The sequence below is a fragment of the Kitasatospora sp. NPDC101155 genome (genome assembly GCF_044768305.1).
GTDB lineage: Bacteria > Actinomycetota > Actinomycetes > Streptomycetales > Streptomycetaceae > Kitasatospora.
The window spans coordinates 302,146-318,585 of the sequence record NZ_JBIWPN010000001.1 but is presented as its reverse complement, the minus strand read 5'-3'; the positions used below and the strand labels follow the sequence as shown (position 1 = coordinate 318,585).

The following is a 16,440-nucleotide window of genomic DNA, read 5'->3' as shown; positions in this document are numbered from 1 at the left end:
GGGGGGCCGTTTTAACCCCGCGGTGGGGGTCCGTTAGCGGCCCCGCCCCCGGGCATCGCCGCGCGGGGGGCGCCGGCCCCCCCCGGGGGGGGGGGGCCCCCCCCCCCCGGCCCCCCCCCCACGCTCGTAGCTCAGAATGAACGTTCATCCGTGAGCACACGGCCGGACTCTGCGAGACTGCGGGGCCTCATCTGCCACCACGAGTATTTCCGCCGGGGTACCTGGAGAATTCGGCAGAACCTTGAGACGCTGAGCCCGGCGTCGATCCGTATCGCCTCAAGGCTTGAGAAGGGACCGTACGATAGTCCACACTCTGCCGCTTGCTCCTGAGCTGAACATAAATCTCGCCGAGGGCGGCCTTTAGTTCCGCTATTTCGGCGAGGAGCTGGCGCTCCCGTTCGGCGTTTCTTCGTTCAGCACCGTCCAGGCCTTGCCGGCCGGCCGCGATGAACCGGCACTTCCAGTTTCCCACGGACTGCTCGGAGACCTTGGCCTGGCGGGCCGCTTGCGAGACGGAGACTTCACCGGAGATTACTCGCAGGACGATGTCAAGTTTCTCACCCGGGGGCATCACTGGGCACCCACCGGTGCTTTTGCGTTGGCGGCACTACTGGTTCAGGGCCGCCGCATTGCGCGCATTGCGCTCGGCGATCTCCTGCAGAGCGGACAGGTGAGCCGCCAGACTCTCCCGCCCCGAGGGGGTCAGGGACAGCCAGGTACGTGGTCGGCGTCCAAAGTACCCTTTCCGGATCCTGACGTGGTTCTCGGCTTCCAGCGCGGTTGCCAGCCTGCTCAAGGCCGAGTCCGATACCTGGCACTGATCGCGGACCGTTCGGAAGTCGGCCTCGGCACAGCCGGAGAGAAAGGCCACGACAGCCAGCCGCGTGGGGTGCTGGAACGACGCGTCCAGGCCTCCACCCGATGCGGGGCTCACTGGCTTCGCCTAGTCAGTCGGTACCACTCCGCCGCGCCCATGGTGACCCCGCTGACGATGAGCATCCACGCAAGCCCAGCAGTCGCCCAGACGACGACAGCAACCAGTCCGGCCACCAAGGTCGGCGCCACGTCCGTCCAACGCTGGGCACTGCTGCGACCGGTGAGCTGCGGAAGAACCCCGCCCCAACGGCGAAACGCCATGGGTGCCATCAAGAGCCACGACACAAGCGCGACTATGAGCAACGCCCAGCTCAACGTCCGTGGCATCTGCGGGAGAAGCGCGGCTCCCACTCCCACGAATCCGGTCGCGAACAAGCCCGCGATCACTGATGGCCCCCACGCCGGCATCTGACTGCCCGACGCGGACCGTTGTGCGGCGCCGGCGATACGAAGTGCCTCCTGCGCATCCACGGTTTACCCCCCTGCTCCGTGCGATGGGGCCCTCCTCGGCCCCGCTTCCGTTGTTAGTGTGGCATTTACTTTCCTGACGCGCAAATAGTTTTGCTCGCGCGAGTGGGAGGGCTGGCAGCCGCCGGGGAACGCAGAAACGCCCCAGGCCGTGGTCGGGCCCGGGGCGTTCAGGCGTGACGGGGAGCGGGCCTCTCGCGGTCGGTGCGGGTGGTCTCAGTAGCGGCAGTGGGATGACCGAGGACGGACGGATCCGCGACCACGTCTTCGTCCACGGCGCCTGGCGCGACTCGATCACCCACTCGATCCTGGAACACGAGTGGACTGATCACATCAGGCAGGCGTCCCACTAATTCCGCCAGGAGAAGCTGAAGCTCCTCGACGCCACCACTGTCGGCGACGCGGTCCTCCTGCGGTACGCACCGATGCAGCGCACCGCCTGAGATCAGGGCGTTCCGCGGGCGCCTGCCAGCGTCGGACCGATGTCCGGCGTACTCTCACAGGTCAGTTATCCGACGGGCTGCCCAGTGTCGCGGCAGCGGTGATCGTGCGCCGAGGCCGCGTACTGATGGTGCGACACCGACATGCCGAGGGCGACCTGTCCTGGCAGTTCCCAGCCGGCAAGATCGAGGCTGGCGAGACATCCGAGCAAGCTGCCATCCGTGAGACGTGAGAGGAGACCGGGCTCAGGGTGACGGTGACCAGGTCACTCGGCGAGCGGGTCCACCCCAAGACGGGACGCTGGATGTCGTACCTGGCCTGTGCGGCCGAGTCCGGAGAGGCCGACGTCACGGCCCCCGAAGAGGTCGCCGAGCTGGCCTGGATCTCGCATGCAGACATCCCGGTGTCCGTCCCGTACGGGCTGTTCGAACCGGTGCAGGCATACCTGGATGCGGTGCTCCTCGACTGACGGGCGCCTCGGCCGCGCTTCAGCTGGCCGACGCAGGATCGCTCCCGCGTCGGTCGGCTGAAGCGCGGTCAGCGCCGCGCGCAGGTGGCACATTCCGCCAGGCCTTGCGTCGGCGGCTGCATGGCGCGGGCGACTGACGGGGTGCCCGTACGGTGCGCGCCGGCCGGCCTCGCCAGGGCCGCGCGGGTGCACGCGTCCGACCGTAGGAAATCGGATCTCCACCTTGGCCGTGAGGACGGCGAGGTGTGGTGTCAGGCACCGCCCATTGCGCAGGCGGCTTCGAGGGCGATGAGACGGTTGGCGAGGGCGCGGGCCGGACCGGTGAGGCCCTTGAGGACTTCCCGGGCGTACGGGCTCCGGGGGTGGTGAGCAATCTCCTGGACGGCGCTCCAGGCTTCGGCGATGCCGGCCAGGCCTTGCTGGATCTGGCGGATGGCGTCGTGACGCTGGGCGAGGTACTGCTCGGCGCGCTCGTGGGCGTGGCGCCAGTCGGTGTCGCCGCGTTCGGCGGCCCGGGCGAAGGAGGGCTCGGTGTCGCCGTCGGCGAGGCGAATGGCGTCGATCTCCTCGACACGCCTGCGGAGGTGTTCCTCCTCTTGGCGGGCGTCGAGGGCCGCAGTGGCCTCGGCGAGGGCGAGGTGACCGGCGATGACCTGCTCGGCGAGGTCCGGGGCCTGCCGACGCAGCCGTGCGTGCTGGGCGAGGAGGGCCTTGGCATCGGCCTTGCGTCTACGGGCGGTGGTGTAGGCGGCGTTCAGGGGGAGGGTGCCGGCGCGGACCTGTTCGGCGAGGTCCGGGGCGTGTTCGAGCACGGTGGTGGCGATGGACAGGCGGGTGAGGTTGATGCCGTGGCGGGCGATGGCGGAGGGGAAGGAGTGCTGTGAGAGTGAGCGCGCCATCGCGGTGATCATGGCGCGCTGGCCCGGGTTGGTGTTCCGGCGCTGGCGGTTGGCGGACACGATCAGGCCGACCGGGTCGTCGCCCTGATAGGTGGTGAAGCGGACTTCGACGTCGGCCAGTTCGCAAGCGGCGAGGCGGTTGCGGCCGTCCAGGAGGACACCGTCCTCGTCCAGAACGACAGGCTCGGTCAGGCCGTTGGACTCGATGTCCACGGCGAGGTCGAGGAGTTCGTCGGGGCCGAGCATCGGGAACAGGGCGGTGACGGGGTGGACGTCCACGGTGGGGAGCTCCTTGATCGGGATGGGTGTTGGGGCAGAAGACGCCACAAAGGTGCATATGGTTCAGCGCTGGTGCCCGTCGGCCCTGGTCAGCGACGGCGGTGTCGGCGGCTCGATGGCAACGGCGCCGAACGCGTGCGTTACGCCGCCAGCCCTGGAATCGCAACGCTGGTGCGGGGAAGCCACCTTGACTGTTGGTCTAGATGTTGGCGTCCGGGCGGACCGTGCAATCCGCTTCGAGCAGCAGGTTGATGACGTCGTGGCGGATGGCAGGCATGCGACATGCAGAGGCCCAGAGGGACGGTGGGTGGTGTCCGTCGAGCTGCTTCGGCGGCGGGGTCAGCGCCCAGCCCGAGTGGCCCGGGTGTGTGGCGGCGCTGGTGAGGAGGTGGGGTCTGGCGTAGGCGCGGCCGTGGTGGCGGGTGTGCGGGTGGTGGGGCTCTTGGCGAGTGCGGCAGGTGCGGCGCTCGTTGAGTGTGGTCGGGGCGGGTAGGGCGGTGTCGCGGCGGATGCGCCAGGTGAGGACGGCGGCGGCAGCCGTGCCGTCCTCGACTCGACCGGCGGTCGGGCCCGCGTGGAGGAGGGAGCGGGCGGCGGAACGCTGCTGCTCCTGCTGCCCATCCTCGGTGACGCCGAGCTGCCGGCCGATGCCACCGCGACCGTCGCCAGCGCCCTCGCCGCCATCGGCACTCCGTCCGAGGCCACGGCCGCCCTCGCCGAGGCCCTGCTCGATCACCCCTTCTGGGACGGCGAGACCTGGTCCTTCGAAGGAGGCTCCCCTCTCAGCGGTGCCGCCACCGCCACCCACGCCAGCCGCGTACTGCTCTGCGGCGGCGCCTACAGCCCCCACGCCGTCCGCTTCGGTCTCTCGCCCGACCAGGACGCCCGCCTCGCGGAAGCCCCCGGCACCGCAGGCTGACGACGGCGCCTGGCAGCCCCACTGGACACACGAGTTGTCGAGCGCCGACAAGTGGGCCTGGCCGCTCACCGTGCTCGACGAGCGGCCACACACGGTGATCGGTAGCCGACCCTGGCAGGCCGCGTGATGAGGGCCACAGGAAGTGGAGTTCGCCATTTGGGGCGACTGCCGCCCACGCGCTCCACGGGTCGGGCCGGCGAGCTGGAATCCGCTACTCAGACGCCAAGCCAGTGGCCTTCCGACACGGATCTGGCACGGCTGGCTCGAATTGGTCCAGACAACACGAAAGCCGCAGGTCACTGACCTGCGGCTTTCGGTATGGAGCGGGCGACGAGAATCGAACTCGCGCTCTAAGCTTGGGAAGCTCATGTTCTACCATTAAACTACGCCCGCCTGATGAGCCGTCAGAGACCGCTCGATCCAGTGTCACTGTACCCCATCCGTGACTGTGGTTGCACGGCCGGTCCGAGGTCGTGGCGGAGCGGGGTGGGGGTGGGCGGGGGGCGTACTGTTTGGGCCGCGTGCAAGTGCTCCGGTGGGCGTGGGGTCGGGGCGGCGAGCCATGGTGTGGAATGTCCGGAACATCCCCTAATGTGACGCTGTCCCGGGGCCTGGCCGCCGGGGCGCGATGAGTACGGGTGAGTACTGGGTTAGGGATGGGAAGGGGATCGATGGAGCAGCGCGCCGTCGTTCGTTGTGCCGAGGGGCACCTGTTCAGCACCACCACGTTCCCGATGCAGAACCTCGGTCCCGGGCGGCTCGGGCCCGGGCGGTTGATCCGCTGTCCGCAGTGCGGACGGCTCCGGAGCTCGGTGCTGGCCGACGTACGGGAGCTGTCGACGACGCAACTGACGCGGGCGATGCGGCTGGAGGCCGCGGAGTTCCTGGCCTGACGGCCGTCGGAAGGACGTAACGGGCCCCGGGCGGATTCGTCCGGGGCCCTGTCGTGCACGTAACCTCGAAGCGTGCTGCTCTCTGACAAGGACATCCGGACCGAAATCGACCTGGGCCGGGTCGGCATCGACCCGTTCGACCCGGCGATGATCCAGCCGTCGAGTATCGACGTGCGCCTCGACCGCTTCTTCCGCGTGTTCGAGAACCACAAGTACCCGCACATCGACCCCTCCGAGGAGCAGCCGGACCTGACCCGGCTGGTCGAGCCGGACGGCGATGAGGCGTTCATCCTGCACCCGGGCGAGTTCGTACTGGCCTCGACGTACGAGGTCATCACGCTGCCCGAGGACGTGGCCTCCCGGCTGGAGGGCAAGTCGAGCCTGGGCCGGCTGGGCCTGCTCACCCACTCCACGGCCGGCTTCATCGACCCCGGTTTCAGCGGCCACGTGACGCTGGAGCTGTCGAACGTCGCGACGCTGCCGATCAAGCTGTACCCGGGGATGAAGATCGGGCAGCTCTGCCTGTTCCGGCTCTCCTCGCCGTCGGAGCACCCGTACGGCTCCGAGCGCTACGGCTCGCGCTACCAGGGCCAGCGCGGCCCGACGCCGTCCCGCTCCTACCTGAACTTCCACCGCACCGCGGTCTGATCCCGGCAGAGTGCACGCACGGCGGGCGGCCGCCCCTCACCGCGAGGGGTGGCCGCCCGCGGCGTTCTCAGGCCCGCTTGGGGCTGGTGACCGCGACCAGCTCGGTGCCGTCCTCGGACAGCCGCAGCTCGGTGCGCAGTTCGGCGAGCTCGCCGAGGTGGTGCAGGTGGGTACCGCCGCAGAAGATCTGCGCGCCGCCCTCGGGCAGTTCGCAGTGCCACTGGCGGCGGGCGGTGAGCTCGGGGCCGGGGACCTCGATCCGGACCGGCGCGTCGGCCGCGACCCAGGCCGTGAGCCGCGCGTTGACGGCCTCGGTGAGGGCGGGCAGGGCGTCGGCGAGGGCGGGGAACTCCTCGGTGGCGTCCGCCGTGAAGCCCTTCTTCTTCAGCGACTTGCCGAGCCGGTAGGTGTCGGTGCTGGCCTCCGTGTCCATCACCGAGCTCGCCATCGCGAGGCTGTCGAAGTCGGGGTTGCCGAAGGCGTCCGAGCGGCCCGGGTCCTTGCGCCAGCGCGGGGCGAGCGCGGCGTTCAGGGCGAGGGCGAGCAGGTGGCAGCCGCTGTGCGAGGCGCTCAGGGCGGCCCGGCGCCCGGCGTCGACGGCGAGGGTCGCGGTGCGGCCCGTGATGTCACCGGGGTCGGTGTCGAGGACGTGCAGGACCAGCCAGGACCACTCCTCGTCCCCGCGCTTCACCGGGATCTCGGCGCCGACCAGCGGCGCGCCGCCGTCCGGGCCGACCGCGCCGGTGAGGCAGTCCACCACGGCCAGCTCGGCGCCGTCGACGGTCAGGGTGCCGTGGTCGGCCGGCTGGTCGGGCCAGGTGTGGTCGAGCGGGTGGAACGGGGTCGCCCCGGTCACCACGGCGTACCGGCCGTCGGCCAGCGGGTGCACCGCGAGCACCGGGGACTCTCCGGTCACCGCCCCGGCCGGGAAGCTGACGTGGGTGGTGGGGAGGGTCATGGCTGGCTCCGGTGGCTGTGGACGAACGAGGTCGAGCGGGCCCTGGCCTACCGGCCCGACCCGCCCACCATTCTGCCTCCCGCCCCTCAGCCCAGGGTCGGCAGCTTGATCAGCACCAGCAGCGCGACCAGTTGCACCGCCGCGGCCGCCGCCGCCTTGCCCCAGGGCAGGTCGTGGAGCCGCCGGACCATGCTGGTCAGCAGGTACGCGCAGAACATCCAGGTGGCCCAGCCGACGACCTGGACCACCGCACTGTCGGAGGGCAGCACCAGGGCCAGCAGCAGCCGGGGGGCGTCGGTCAGCCAGCCGATCAGCGCGGCCAGGCCGACTGTCGACTTCCACGGGCCGTCGCCGCCGAGCTGGCGGGCCAGCGCGTAGGTGACCGCGCCGAAGATCCCGCCGGCCAGGGTGAAGCCGACGGCGGCGGCGAACAGGCCGGTCAGCGCCACGGAGAAGGTCGAGTTGACGATGTCGTCGTGGGTCAGCCCGATGCCGAGCACCGCGAGCGCGCCGTACAGCAGCGAGACGGTGAGGGCGGGCAGCCAGACCTGGTGGTCGCGGGTGCGGTCGAAGATCGCGGTCGGGCTGCGGAAGAGGCCGGTGAACAGCTCGCGCCACTGCGGCCGGGGCCCGGCGACGTGCGGCGCGGACTGGCCTCCCGCCCGGTAGACCGCGACGTTGTCCTGGCCGTACGGCGCATGCTGGTCCTGGCCGTACGGCGGCTGCGGCTCCTGGCCGTACGGCGGCTGCTGCCCGTAACCGTCGTCGTAGTAGCCGGGGCCCGGGCCCTGGCCGTACCAGCCCCGGTCCTGGCCCGGACCGGGCTCGTGACCGTACGGCTGCTGCCGGCCGTACGGGTCGCCGACCGGGAAGGAGCGGGTGCCGCCCGGCCGGTCGGCCGCGTACGGGTCGTACCCGTCGCCGACCGCACCCCCGGGACCGCCGGCAGGACCCCCCGGACCACCGGCCGCCGTCGGATGCGGGGCCGTGAAGTACTCCGGCCCGTCCGGCTGCCCGTGCCCCCCGGGCGCCCCCGCCGACGGCGGGGCCGACCATCCGCCGTGCGGGCGGTCGGCGCCCTGACCGCTGTCGTATCGATTACCAGCCACGTTCCGAAGGTACCCGTCCGGCCCAACGCGCGTCGGCCCCGGACGGAGCCGGGGCCGGTTTGCAGCGAGCCTGAGACGAACGGGCCCGAAAGCCCCCCGGGCGTCGCTACCGCTGGGCGGTGACCGACGGCCCGTGCACCGCGGCGGCCGCGGTGGTGCCGGCCGGGCAGCCACCCGGGCCGGCCGAGGTGCGCACCGCGCCGACCGGCAGCAGGGTGCCGCAGGCGACCCGGATGCCGCTGGGCAGCTCGTTGTCGGACTCCACGATCGCGCCGTCGCCGATCACCGCGCCGTCCAGCGCCGAGCGGTCGCCGACGGTGGCGAAGGCGCCCACGATCGAGTCCTTGACCAGGGTGTCCGGGCCGATCACCGCGCCGGGCAGGATGACGCTGCCCTCGACGATCGCACCGGCCTCGATCACCGCGTCCGCGGAGACCACGGTGCCGCCGCTGAGCACCGCGCCCGGGTGGACGGTGGCGCCGGGCAGCAGCAGGGCGTCGCCGGTCGGGCCGGGAACGGCCGGGGAGTCGACCTTGCCGAGCACCAGGTCGGCCGAGCCGCGGACGAACGCGGCCGGGGTGCCGAGGTCCAGCCAGTACGAGGTGTCGACGACGCCGCGCAGCAGCGCGCCGGTGGCCAGCAGCTCGGGGAAGGTCTCGCGCTCGACGGACACCTCCCGGCCGGCCGGGATGCGGTCGATGACGGAACGGGTGAAGACGTAGCAGCCGGCGTTGATCTGGTCGGTGACGATCTGCTCCGGGGTCTCCGGCTTCTCCAGGAACTCCAGCACCCGCCCGTTGCCGTCGGTCGGGACGAGACCGAAGGCGCGCGGGTCCTCGACCCGGGTGAGGTGCAGGGTGACGTCGGCCCCGGCGGCCACGTGGCCGTCGCGCAGGGCGGCGATGTCCAGCCCGGAGAGGATGTCGCCGTTGAAGATCAGGACCGGCTCGTCCGGCCCGCAGGTCAGCCCGGAGGCGGCGTTGCGGATGGCCCCGCCGGTGCCCAGCGGCTCGCGCTCGGTCAGGTAGACCAGCTCGATGCCGTACGGGGTGCCGTCCTGGAAGTGGTCCTCGAACACCTCGGCCAGGTACGAGGTGGCCAGCACCACGCGGGTGACCCCGGCTGCGGCGGCACGGGCCAGCTGGTGCGCGATGAACGGGACGCCCGCCACGGGCAGCATCGGCTTGGGGGTGTGGGTGGTCAGCGGACGCAGTCGCGTGCCCTTACCACCGACGAGCATGATCGCCTCGGTCATGGTCTGCGCTGTTCCCCTTGTGGTCTCTGCGGCCCGGCCCGGCGGGCCGATACCTCCGTCGGTCTTCTGACCCGTCCGGAACGGGTCGACCGGCCGCGAGGCCGGTCCGGCGCCTACTGTATTTCCTTCCGGCCGAATGCCCGTCCGGCGGCCGTGCGATCGGCGTCACCCTCCGCCCGGCCGCCCGGCCCCGGGGCCTCGACCGGGGGCGCCAAAAGCCCGGCCCGGCGGGCGCGTTGGCGGCACCCACCGGGCCGGGCTTTTGTAGCAGAACTGTCGAACAGCGGTCGCTACGCGTCCACCGTCGCGGGCTCCTCGGCCTCGGCCGGCGGGGTCGCCTTCACCGAGTCGAGCAGCAGCTGGGCCACGTCGACCACCTTCAGGTGGTCCTTGGCCGCGCCCTCGTTCTTCTTGCCGTTGACCGAGTCGGAGAGCATCACCAGGCAGAACGGGCAGGCGGTGGAGACGATGTCCGGGTTGAGCGACAGCGCCTCGTCCACGCGCTCGGTGTTGATCCGCTTGCCGATGCGCTCCTCCATCCACATCCGGGCACCGCCGGCGCCGCAGCAGAAGCCGCGCTCCTTGTGGCGGTGCATCTCCTGCTGGCGCAGACCGGGGACCTTGTCCATGATCTCGCGCGGCGGGCTGTAGACCTTGTTGTGGCGGCCCAGGTAGCACGGGTCGTGGTAGGTGATCAGGCCCTCGACCGGGTTGACCGGGACGAGCTTGCCCTCGTCGATCAGGTGCTGCAGCAGCTGGGTGTGGTGGATCACCTCGAAGTGCCCGCCGAGCTGCGGGTACTCGTTGGCGATGGTGTTGAAGCAGTGCGGGCAGGTGGCCACGATCCGCTTGGTCGGGGCGTCCTCCAGCGCGGCGTTCAGCGTCTCGACGTTCTGGGCGCCGAGCATCTGGAACAGGAACTCGTTGCCCAGGCGGCGCGGGGAGTCACCGGTGCAGGTCTCCTCCTTGCCGAGGATCGCGAACTTCACGCCCGCGGTGTGCAGCAGCTCGGCGAAGGCCTTGGTGGTCTTCTTGGCGCGGTCCTCCAGGGCACCGGCGCAGCCGACCCAGTAGAGGTACTCGACCTCGGCCGGGTCGATGTCCTCGCCGATCACCGGCACCTCGATGCCGGTCTCCTTCTTGAGCTCCTTGACCCAGTCCAGGCGGGCCTTCGTGGCCATGCCCCACGGGTTGCCCTTGTTCTCCAGGTTCTTGAGCATCGTCCCGGCCTCGGTCGGGAAGTTGCTCTCGATCATCACCTGGTAGCGGCGCATGTCGACGATGTGGTCGATGTGCTCGATGTCCACCGGGCACTGCTCGACGCAGGCACCGCAGGTGGTGCAGGACCACAGCACGTCCGGGTCGATGACGCCGTTCTCCTCGGCGGTGCCGATCAGCGGGCGCTCGGCCTCGGCCATGGCACTCGCCGGGACGTCCTTGAGCTGCTCGGCGGTGGCCTGCTCGGTGCCTTCCATGTCCTTGCCGCCACCGGCCAGCAGGTACGGCGCCTTGCCGAAGGCGTGGTCCCGCAGGCTCATGATCAGCAGCTTCGGGGAGAGCGGCTTGCCGGTGTTCCAGGCCGGGCACTGCGACTGGCAGCGGCCGCACTCGGTGCAGGTGGAGAAGTCGAGGATGCCCTTCCAGGAGAAGTGCTCGACCTGGGAGACGCCGAAGACGGCGTCGTCGGCCGGGTCCTCGAAGTCGATCGGCTGGCCGCCCGAGGTCATCGGCTGCAGCGCGCCCAGCGCGACGGCACCGTCGGCGTTGCGCTTGAACCAGATGTTCGGGAAGCCCAGGAAGCGGTGCCAGGCCACACCCATGTCGGTGTTCAGCGAGACCGTGATCATCCAGATGAAGGAGACGGAGATCTTGATCATCGCAACCAGCCAGAGCAGGTTGTGCAGGGTGCCGACGCCCAGTCCGGAGAACAGCTTCACCAGCGGGTACGAGACCACGTACGAGACCGAGTAGTGGTCGACCCCCAGCTGGGCGCCCTCCAGGCCGCGCAGGGTCAGGATGGCCGCGCCGATGACCAGGATGACCGCTTCGATGAAGTACGCGAAGCCCATGTTGGAACCCGCGAAGCGGGACTTGCGGCCCGCCTTGTTCGGCAGGCTGAGCTGGCGGATCACGGTCAGCACCGCGATGCCGAGGAAGGTCACGAAGCCGAGCAGCTCCTGGAACACCAGGTACGGCGTCCAGTCGCCGACGATCGGGACCTCGAAGTCCGGGTCGAAGAGCTGACCGAACGCGCCGACCAGGGTGAGGATCAGCGCGTAGAAGCCGACCGCGACAGCCCAGTGGGCGACGCCTACGACGCCCCACTTGTTCATCCGGGTGTGCCCGAGGAACTCGCGGATCAGGGTCACCGTGCGGGCCACCGGATCGTTGATCCGCGCGCCCTTCGGGACGGGCTGGCCGAGCCGGACGAACCGGTAGATCTGCGCGATGGCACGAGCGAACAGCGCCACGCCGACCACGGTCGTGCCCAGTGAGATGACGATCGCTGCTAGCTGCATCCGGCTTCTCCGTACTCCAGCGGCGGTGAAGGTATAAGTCGGTCAAGTGTACTCGTGGGTAACTTAACCACCCACCGGCCGGACCTTACCGCCCGTTAGCACCGATTCAGAAGGTGCTCAAGGTATGGCGGCAGTCACGTAAGGCCATACTCATCCATTCGGAGCAAAACGGAAGAGGGGAAGCGCCGCCGCAGCAAAGTTGAGCCAGGACAGCTCAAGGCTGTTGACTCGTTCGTGGGCCTCATGCATGCTTGAGCCCGTAAAGCTCAACTCTTCCGTGGAGGTATCTACGATGGCACGCGCGGTCGGCATCGACCTCGGCACGACGAACTCGGTCGTCAGCGTTCTCGAGGGTGGCGAGCCCACCGTCATCACGAACGCCGAGGGCGCCCGGACCACGCCGTCCGTCGTCGCCTTCGCCAAGAACGGCGAGGTCCTGGTCGGCGAGGTGGCCAAGCGCCAGGCGGTCACCAACGTCGACCGCACCATCCGCTCGGTCAAGCGCCACATGGGCACCGGGTGGAAGATCAACATCGACAACAAGGACTTCACGCCGCAGCAGATCTCGGCCTTCGTGCTGCAGAAGCTGAAGCGCGACGCCGAGGCGTACCTGGGCGAGACCGTCACCGACGCCGTCATCACCGTCCCGGCGTACTTCTCGGACTCCGAGCGCCAGGCCACCAAGGAGGCCGGCGAGATCGCGGGCCTGAACGTCCTGCGCATCGTCAACGAGCCGACCGCGGCCGCCCTCGCGTACGGCCTGGACAAGGACGACCAGACCATTCTGGTCTTCGACCTCGGCGGTGGCACCTTCGACGTCTCCCTGCTGGAGATCGGCGACGGGGTCGTCGAGGTGAAGGCCACCAACGGTGACAACCACCTCGGTGGCGACGACTGGGACCAGAAGGTCGTCGACCACCTGGTCAAGACCTTCCAGTCCGGCCACGGCGTCGACCTGTCCAAGGACAAGATGGCCCTGCAGCGTCTGCGCGAGGCCGCCGAGAAGGCCAAGATCGAGCTGTCCTCGTCCTCCGAGACCTCGATCAACCTGCCGTACATCACGGCCTCCGCCGAGGGCCCGCTGCACCTGGACGAGAAGCTCACCCGCGCCCAGTTCCAGCAGCTGACCGCCGACCTGCTGGAGCGCTGCAAGATCCCGTTCCACAACGTGATCAAGGACGCCGGCATCTCGCTCTCCGAGATCGACCACGTCGTCCTGGTCGGTGGCTCGACCCGCATGCCGGCCGTCGCCGAGCTCGTCCGCGAGCTGACCGGCGGCAAGGACGCCAACAAGGGCGTCAACCCGGACGAGGTCGTCGCCATCGGCGCCTCGCTCCAGGCCGGTGTCCTCAAGGGTGAGGTCAAGGACGTCCTGCTGCTGGACGTCACCCCGCTGTCCCTCGGCATCGAGACCAAGGGCGGCATCATGACCAAGCTGATCGAGCGCAACACCACGATCCCGACCAAGCGCTCCGAGATCTTCACCACGGCCGAGGACAACCAGCCGTCCGTGCAGATCCAGGTCTACCAGGGCGAGCGCGAGATCGCGGCGTACAACAAGAAGCTCGGCATGTTCGAGCTGACCGGCCTGCCGCCGGCGCCGCGCGGCCTGCCGCAGATCGAGGTCACCTTCGACATCGACGCCAACGGCATCATGCACGTCGCGGCCAAGGACCTCGGCACCGGCAAGGAGCAGAAGATGACCGTCACCGGCGGCTCCTCGCTGCCGAAGGACGAGGTCGACCGCATGCGCCGCGAGGCCGAGCAGTACGCCGAGGACGACCACAAGCGCCGCGAGGCCGTCGAGACCCGCAACTCCGCCGAGCAGCTCGTCTACTCGACCGAGAAGTTCATTGCCGACAACGCCGAGAAGCTCCCGGCCGACGTCAAGACCGAGGTCGAGACCGCCCTCGGCGAGCTCAAGGAGGCCCTGAAGGGCGAGGACATCGCGAAGATCCGCGAGGCCTCGGAGAAGGTCTCCACCACCGCCCAGAAGCTCGGCCAGGCGCTGTACGCCAACGCCGACGCCGCCGGTGCCGGTGCGGCCGCGGCCGACGAGTCCACCCACGCCAAGGAGGACGACGTCGTCGACGCCGAGATCGTGGACGACGAGAAGCCCAAGGGCGGTGCGTCGGCATGACGGACAAGCCGCAGGGCGGCAAGCCCGGCGACGACTCCGCCGCCGAGGAGGCCGTGGTCAAGGCTGCCGAGGAGGCCGCGGCGGCGGGTGCCGGCGAGGGCTCCGAGGATCTCGCCACGGCCAAGCGCGAGCTGGCCGAGCGCACCGCGGACCTGCAGCGGCTGCAGGCCGAGTACCAGAACTACCGCAAGCGGGTCGAGCGCGACCGGCTGACCGTCCGCGAGATCGCGGTCTCCAACATCCTGGAGTCCCTGATCCCGGTCCTGGACGACATCGGCCGCGCCCGCGAGCACGGCGAGGTGACGGGCGGCTTCAAGTCCGTCGCCGAGTCCCTGGAGACGGTCGTCGCCAAGCTGGGCCTCCAGCAGTTCGGCAAGGAGGGCGAGCCCTTCGACCCGACCCAGCACGAGGCGCTGATGCACAGCTACTCCTCGGACGTCACCGAGGACACCTGCGTGCAGATCCTCCAGCCCGGCTACCGCATCGGCGAGCGGATCATCCGCCCGGCGATGGTCGCCGTGGCGGAGCCCCAGCCGGGCACCCAGACGACGTCCGCCCCGGACGCCGAGGCGAAGTCCGCCGACGCGGACACGTCCGACGGTGGCTCGGACAGCTGACAACCTGTGACAGCTGACAACCAGTGCGCTGCGGAGTCGTACGCCGGCCAACACGGCGGCCGGCTCCGCAGCGCGTTGTCAACGGCTCTTCTTCCAGTTGCCGTTGACAGCGCAGTGACGATGGACATCGGGAGGTGGCGGAGGCCATGAGCGGCAAGGACTTTGTCGAGAAGGACTACTACAAGGTCCTCGGCGTGCCCAAGGACGCCACCGCCACCGAGATCAAGAAGACCTACCGCAAGCTGGCGCGCGAGTTCCACCCGGACGCGAACAAGGGCGACGCCAAGGCCGAGGAGCGCTTCAAGGACATCTCCGAGGCGTACGACGTCCTCTCCGACGAGAAGCGCCGCAAGGAGTACGACGAGGCCCGCAGCCTCTTCGCCAACGGCGGCTTCCGCACCGGCGGCCCCGGCACCGGCAGCTACAGCTTCGACTTCGGCGACCTCTTCAGCGGTAACCAGGGCGGCGGCGGTGGCGGCGGGCTCGGCGACGTCTTCGGCGGCCTGTTCAACCGCGGCGGCCCCCGGCAGGCCCAGCCCCGGCGCGGCGCCGACGTCGAGACCGAGGTGACGCTCTCCTTCGAGGAGGCGGTGGACGGCGCGACCGTCCCGCTGCGGATGACCAGCCAGGCCCCCTGCCGCGTCTGCAACGGCACCGGCGCCAAGTCCGGCACCACCCCGCGGGTCTGCCCGACCTGCGTCGGCGCCGGCACCGTCAGCCGCGGCCAGGGCGCCTTCGCGCTGTCCGAGCCGTGCAAGGACTGTCGCGGCCGGGGCATGATCGTCGACGACCCGTGCACCGACTGCCACGGCAGCGGCCGGGCCACCTCGGCCCGCACCATGCAGGTCCGCATCCCGGCCGGCGTCCAGGCCGACCAGCGGATCCGGCTCAAGGGCAAGGGCGCCCAGGGCGAGCGCGGCGGCCAGCCCGGCGACCTCTACGTCACCGTCCACGTCGACCCGCACCCGGTGTTCGGCCGCAAGGGCGACAACCTGACCGTCACCGTCCCGGTCACCTTCCCCGAGGCGGCCCTCGGCGCCACCATCGAGGTACCCACGCTCGGCGGCCCCGCCGTCAAGCTCAAGCTGCCCCCGGGCAGCGCCAACGGTCTCACCATGCGCGCCCGCGGCAAGGGCGCCACCCGCAAGGACGGCACCCGCGGCGACCTCCTCGTCACCGTCGAGGTCGTGGTACCTCAGCACGTCGACGGCGACGCGCTGAACGCCCTGGAGCAGTACCGCGAGGCCACCGCCTCCGACGACCCGCGAGCCGCCCTCTTCCGGGCGGCGAAGGGAGCGTGACGACCAGATGTCCCCGAACCCGATGACCCCCGACAGCCCGATCGGCCCCGGCCTCGGCGAGGGCCTTCCCGGCGACGGCCCCCGCCGCACCCGGCGCACCGCCGCGGCCCCGCCGCAGTACGTGCTCACCGAGGAAACCCCGGTGTACGTCATCTCGGTCGCCGCCGAGCTGTCCGGCCTGCACCCGCAGACCCTGCGCCAGTACGACCGCCTCGGCCTGGTCTGCCCCGACCGCACCGCCGGCCGCGGCCGCCGCTACTCCGCCCGCGACATCCAGCAGCTGCGGGAGGTCCAGCGGCTCTCCCAGGACGAGGGCATCAACCTGGCCGGCATCAAGCGGATCATCGAGCTGGAGAACCAGGTCACCGCCCTCCAGGCCCGCATCACCGAGCTGGTCGACTCGCTCGAAGGCGCCGCCACCGCGTTCCAGCAGCGCGAGGCCGCCGTCCACGCCTCCTACCGCCGCGACCTCGTCCCGTACCAGCCCCCCACCCCTCAGTCCAGCGCCCTCGTCGTCTGGCGCCCCAAGCGCTGACCCGGGGCACTGCTCACCTCGCCAGCCGCCGGCTCCCTCCTGTTCGGGGGGTGCCGGCGGCTCGGTGTTGGTGAGAGAGTGCTGGTTTCGGAGCAACTGCCGGGCGCCTTGGCG

13 protein-coding genes, 1 tRNA gene and 2 pseudogenes are annotated in these 16,440 nt (G+C 70.4%); 8 read left to right on the top strand and 8 right to left on the bottom strand.

Annotated features, from left to right (window positions below):
- Positions 1-187 precede the first annotated feature (187 nt).
- Complete coding sequence (locus ACIRYZ_RS01550; protein ID WP_402938081.1) at positions 188-571, bottom strand: transposase; 384 nt, start codon at positions 569-571, stop codon at positions 188-190.
- A gap of 36 nt (positions 572-607) precedes the next feature.
- Positions 608-871: a transcriptional regulator gene (locus ACIRYZ_RS01545; RefSeq protein WP_402938509.1), complete on the bottom strand. Its 264-nt coding sequence runs from the start codon at positions 869-871 to the stop codon at positions 608-610.
- A gap of 993 nt (positions 872-1,864) precedes the next feature.
- On the opposite strand from ACIRYZ_RS01545, the pseudogene ACIRYZ_RS01540 reads away from it, so the two are divergent.
- A pseudogene (locus tag ACIRYZ_RS01540) lies at positions 1,865-2,254 on the top strand (NUDIX hydrolase).
- A gap of 251 nt (positions 2,255-2,505) precedes the next feature.
- Here the strand turns inward: ACIRYZ_RS01540 and ACIRYZ_RS01535 are convergent.
- Complete coding sequence (locus ACIRYZ_RS01535; RefSeq protein WP_402938078.1) at positions 2,506-3,432, bottom strand: hypothetical protein; 927 nt, start codon at positions 3,430-3,432, stop codon at positions 2,506-2,508.
- 574 nt (positions 3,433-4,006) lie between these two features.
- Here ACIRYZ_RS01535 and ACIRYZ_RS01530 point away from each other — a divergent pair.
- On the top strand, positions 4,007-4,351 hold the full coding sequence (locus ACIRYZ_RS01530; RefSeq protein WP_402938075.1) for a hypothetical protein: 345 nt from the start codon (positions 4,007-4,009) through the stop codon (positions 4,349-4,351).
- Positions 4,352-4,670: 319 nt separating this feature from the next.
- Here the strand turns inward: ACIRYZ_RS01530 and ACIRYZ_RS01525 are convergent.
- Positions 4,671-4,744: transfer RNA gene (locus tag ACIRYZ_RS01525), tRNA-Gly, on the bottom strand.
- A gap of 278 nt (positions 4,745-5,022) precedes the next feature.
- Between ACIRYZ_RS01525 and ACIRYZ_RS01520 the strand changes: the two genes are divergently transcribed.
- Both ACIRYZ_RS01520 and dcd read left to right on the top strand, forming a co-directional pair.
- A complete protein-coding gene (locus ACIRYZ_RS01520; RefSeq protein ID WP_402938072.1) occupies positions 5,023-5,244 on the top strand; it encodes a hypothetical protein in 222 nt (73 codons plus the stop codon).
- Positions 5,245-5,316: 72 nt separating this feature from the next.
- Positions 5,317-5,892 carry a dCTP deaminase gene (gene dcd, locus ACIRYZ_RS01515; RefSeq protein WP_402938070.1) on the top strand — a complete coding sequence of 192 codons (576 nt, stop codon included), beginning with the start codon at positions 5,317-5,319 and terminating at the stop codon, positions 5,890-5,892.
- A 67-nt stretch (positions 5,893-5,959) separates the two neighbouring features.
- On the opposite strand, the gene ACIRYZ_RS01510 is transcribed toward dcd, so the two are convergent.
- From ACIRYZ_RS01510 to ACIRYZ_RS01495, 4 genes and pseudogenes are all read right to left on the bottom strand, one after another.
- Complete coding sequence (locus ACIRYZ_RS01510; protein WP_402938067.1) at positions 5,960-6,850, bottom strand: metal-dependent hydrolase; 891 nt, start codon at positions 6,848-6,850, stop codon at positions 5,960-5,962.
- An 86-nt stretch (positions 6,851-6,936) separates the two neighbouring features.
- Positions 6,937-7,959: a Yip1 family protein gene (locus ACIRYZ_RS01505; RefSeq protein WP_402938064.1), complete on the bottom strand. Its 1,023-nt coding sequence runs from the start codon at positions 7,957-7,959 to the stop codon at positions 6,937-6,939.
- A 181-nt stretch (positions 7,960-8,140) separates the two neighbouring features.
- Positions 8,141-9,214, bottom strand: a pseudogene (locus tag ACIRYZ_RS01500) (sugar phosphate nucleotidyltransferase); the annotation flags it as partial.
- A gap of 290 nt (positions 9,215-9,504) precedes the next feature.
- Positions 9,505-11,733 (bottom strand): (Fe-S)-binding protein, encoded by a 2,229-nt coding sequence (locus ACIRYZ_RS01495; protein ID WP_402938062.1) that lies wholly within the window; start codon positions 11,731-11,733, stop codon positions 9,505-9,507.
- A 292-nt stretch (positions 11,734-12,025) separates the two neighbouring features.
- Between ACIRYZ_RS01495 and dnaK the strand changes: the two genes are divergently transcribed.
- From dnaK to ACIRYZ_RS01475, 4 genes are all read left to right on the top strand, one after another.
- Complete coding sequence (gene dnaK, locus ACIRYZ_RS01490) at positions 12,026-13,873, top strand: molecular chaperone DnaK (protein ID WP_402938059.1); 1,848 nt, start codon at positions 12,026-12,028, stop codon at positions 13,871-13,873.
- Positions 13,870-14,490: a nucleotide exchange factor GrpE gene (gene grpE / locus ACIRYZ_RS01485; protein WP_402938056.1), complete on the top strand. Its 621-nt coding sequence runs from the start codon at positions 13,870-13,872 to the stop codon at positions 14,488-14,490. The genes dnaK and grpE overlap by 4 nt, the downstream gene beginning before the upstream one ends.
- Positions 14,491-14,636: 146 nt before the next feature.
- The gene (dnaJ, locus tag ACIRYZ_RS01480; protein ID WP_402938053.1) at positions 14,637-15,791 is read left to right on the top strand and encodes a molecular chaperone DnaJ; all 1,155 of its coding nucleotides are present in this window, start codon (positions 14,637-14,639) and stop codon (positions 15,789-15,791) included.
- Positions 15,792-15,798: 7 nt separating this feature from the next.
- The gene (locus ACIRYZ_RS01475) at positions 15,799-16,326 is read left to right on the top strand and encodes a heat shock protein transcriptional repressor HspR (protein ID WP_380608793.1); all 528 of its coding nucleotides are present in this window, start codon (positions 15,799-15,801) and stop codon (positions 16,324-16,326) included.
- The last annotated feature ends 114 nt before the right edge of the window (positions 16,327-16,440 follow it).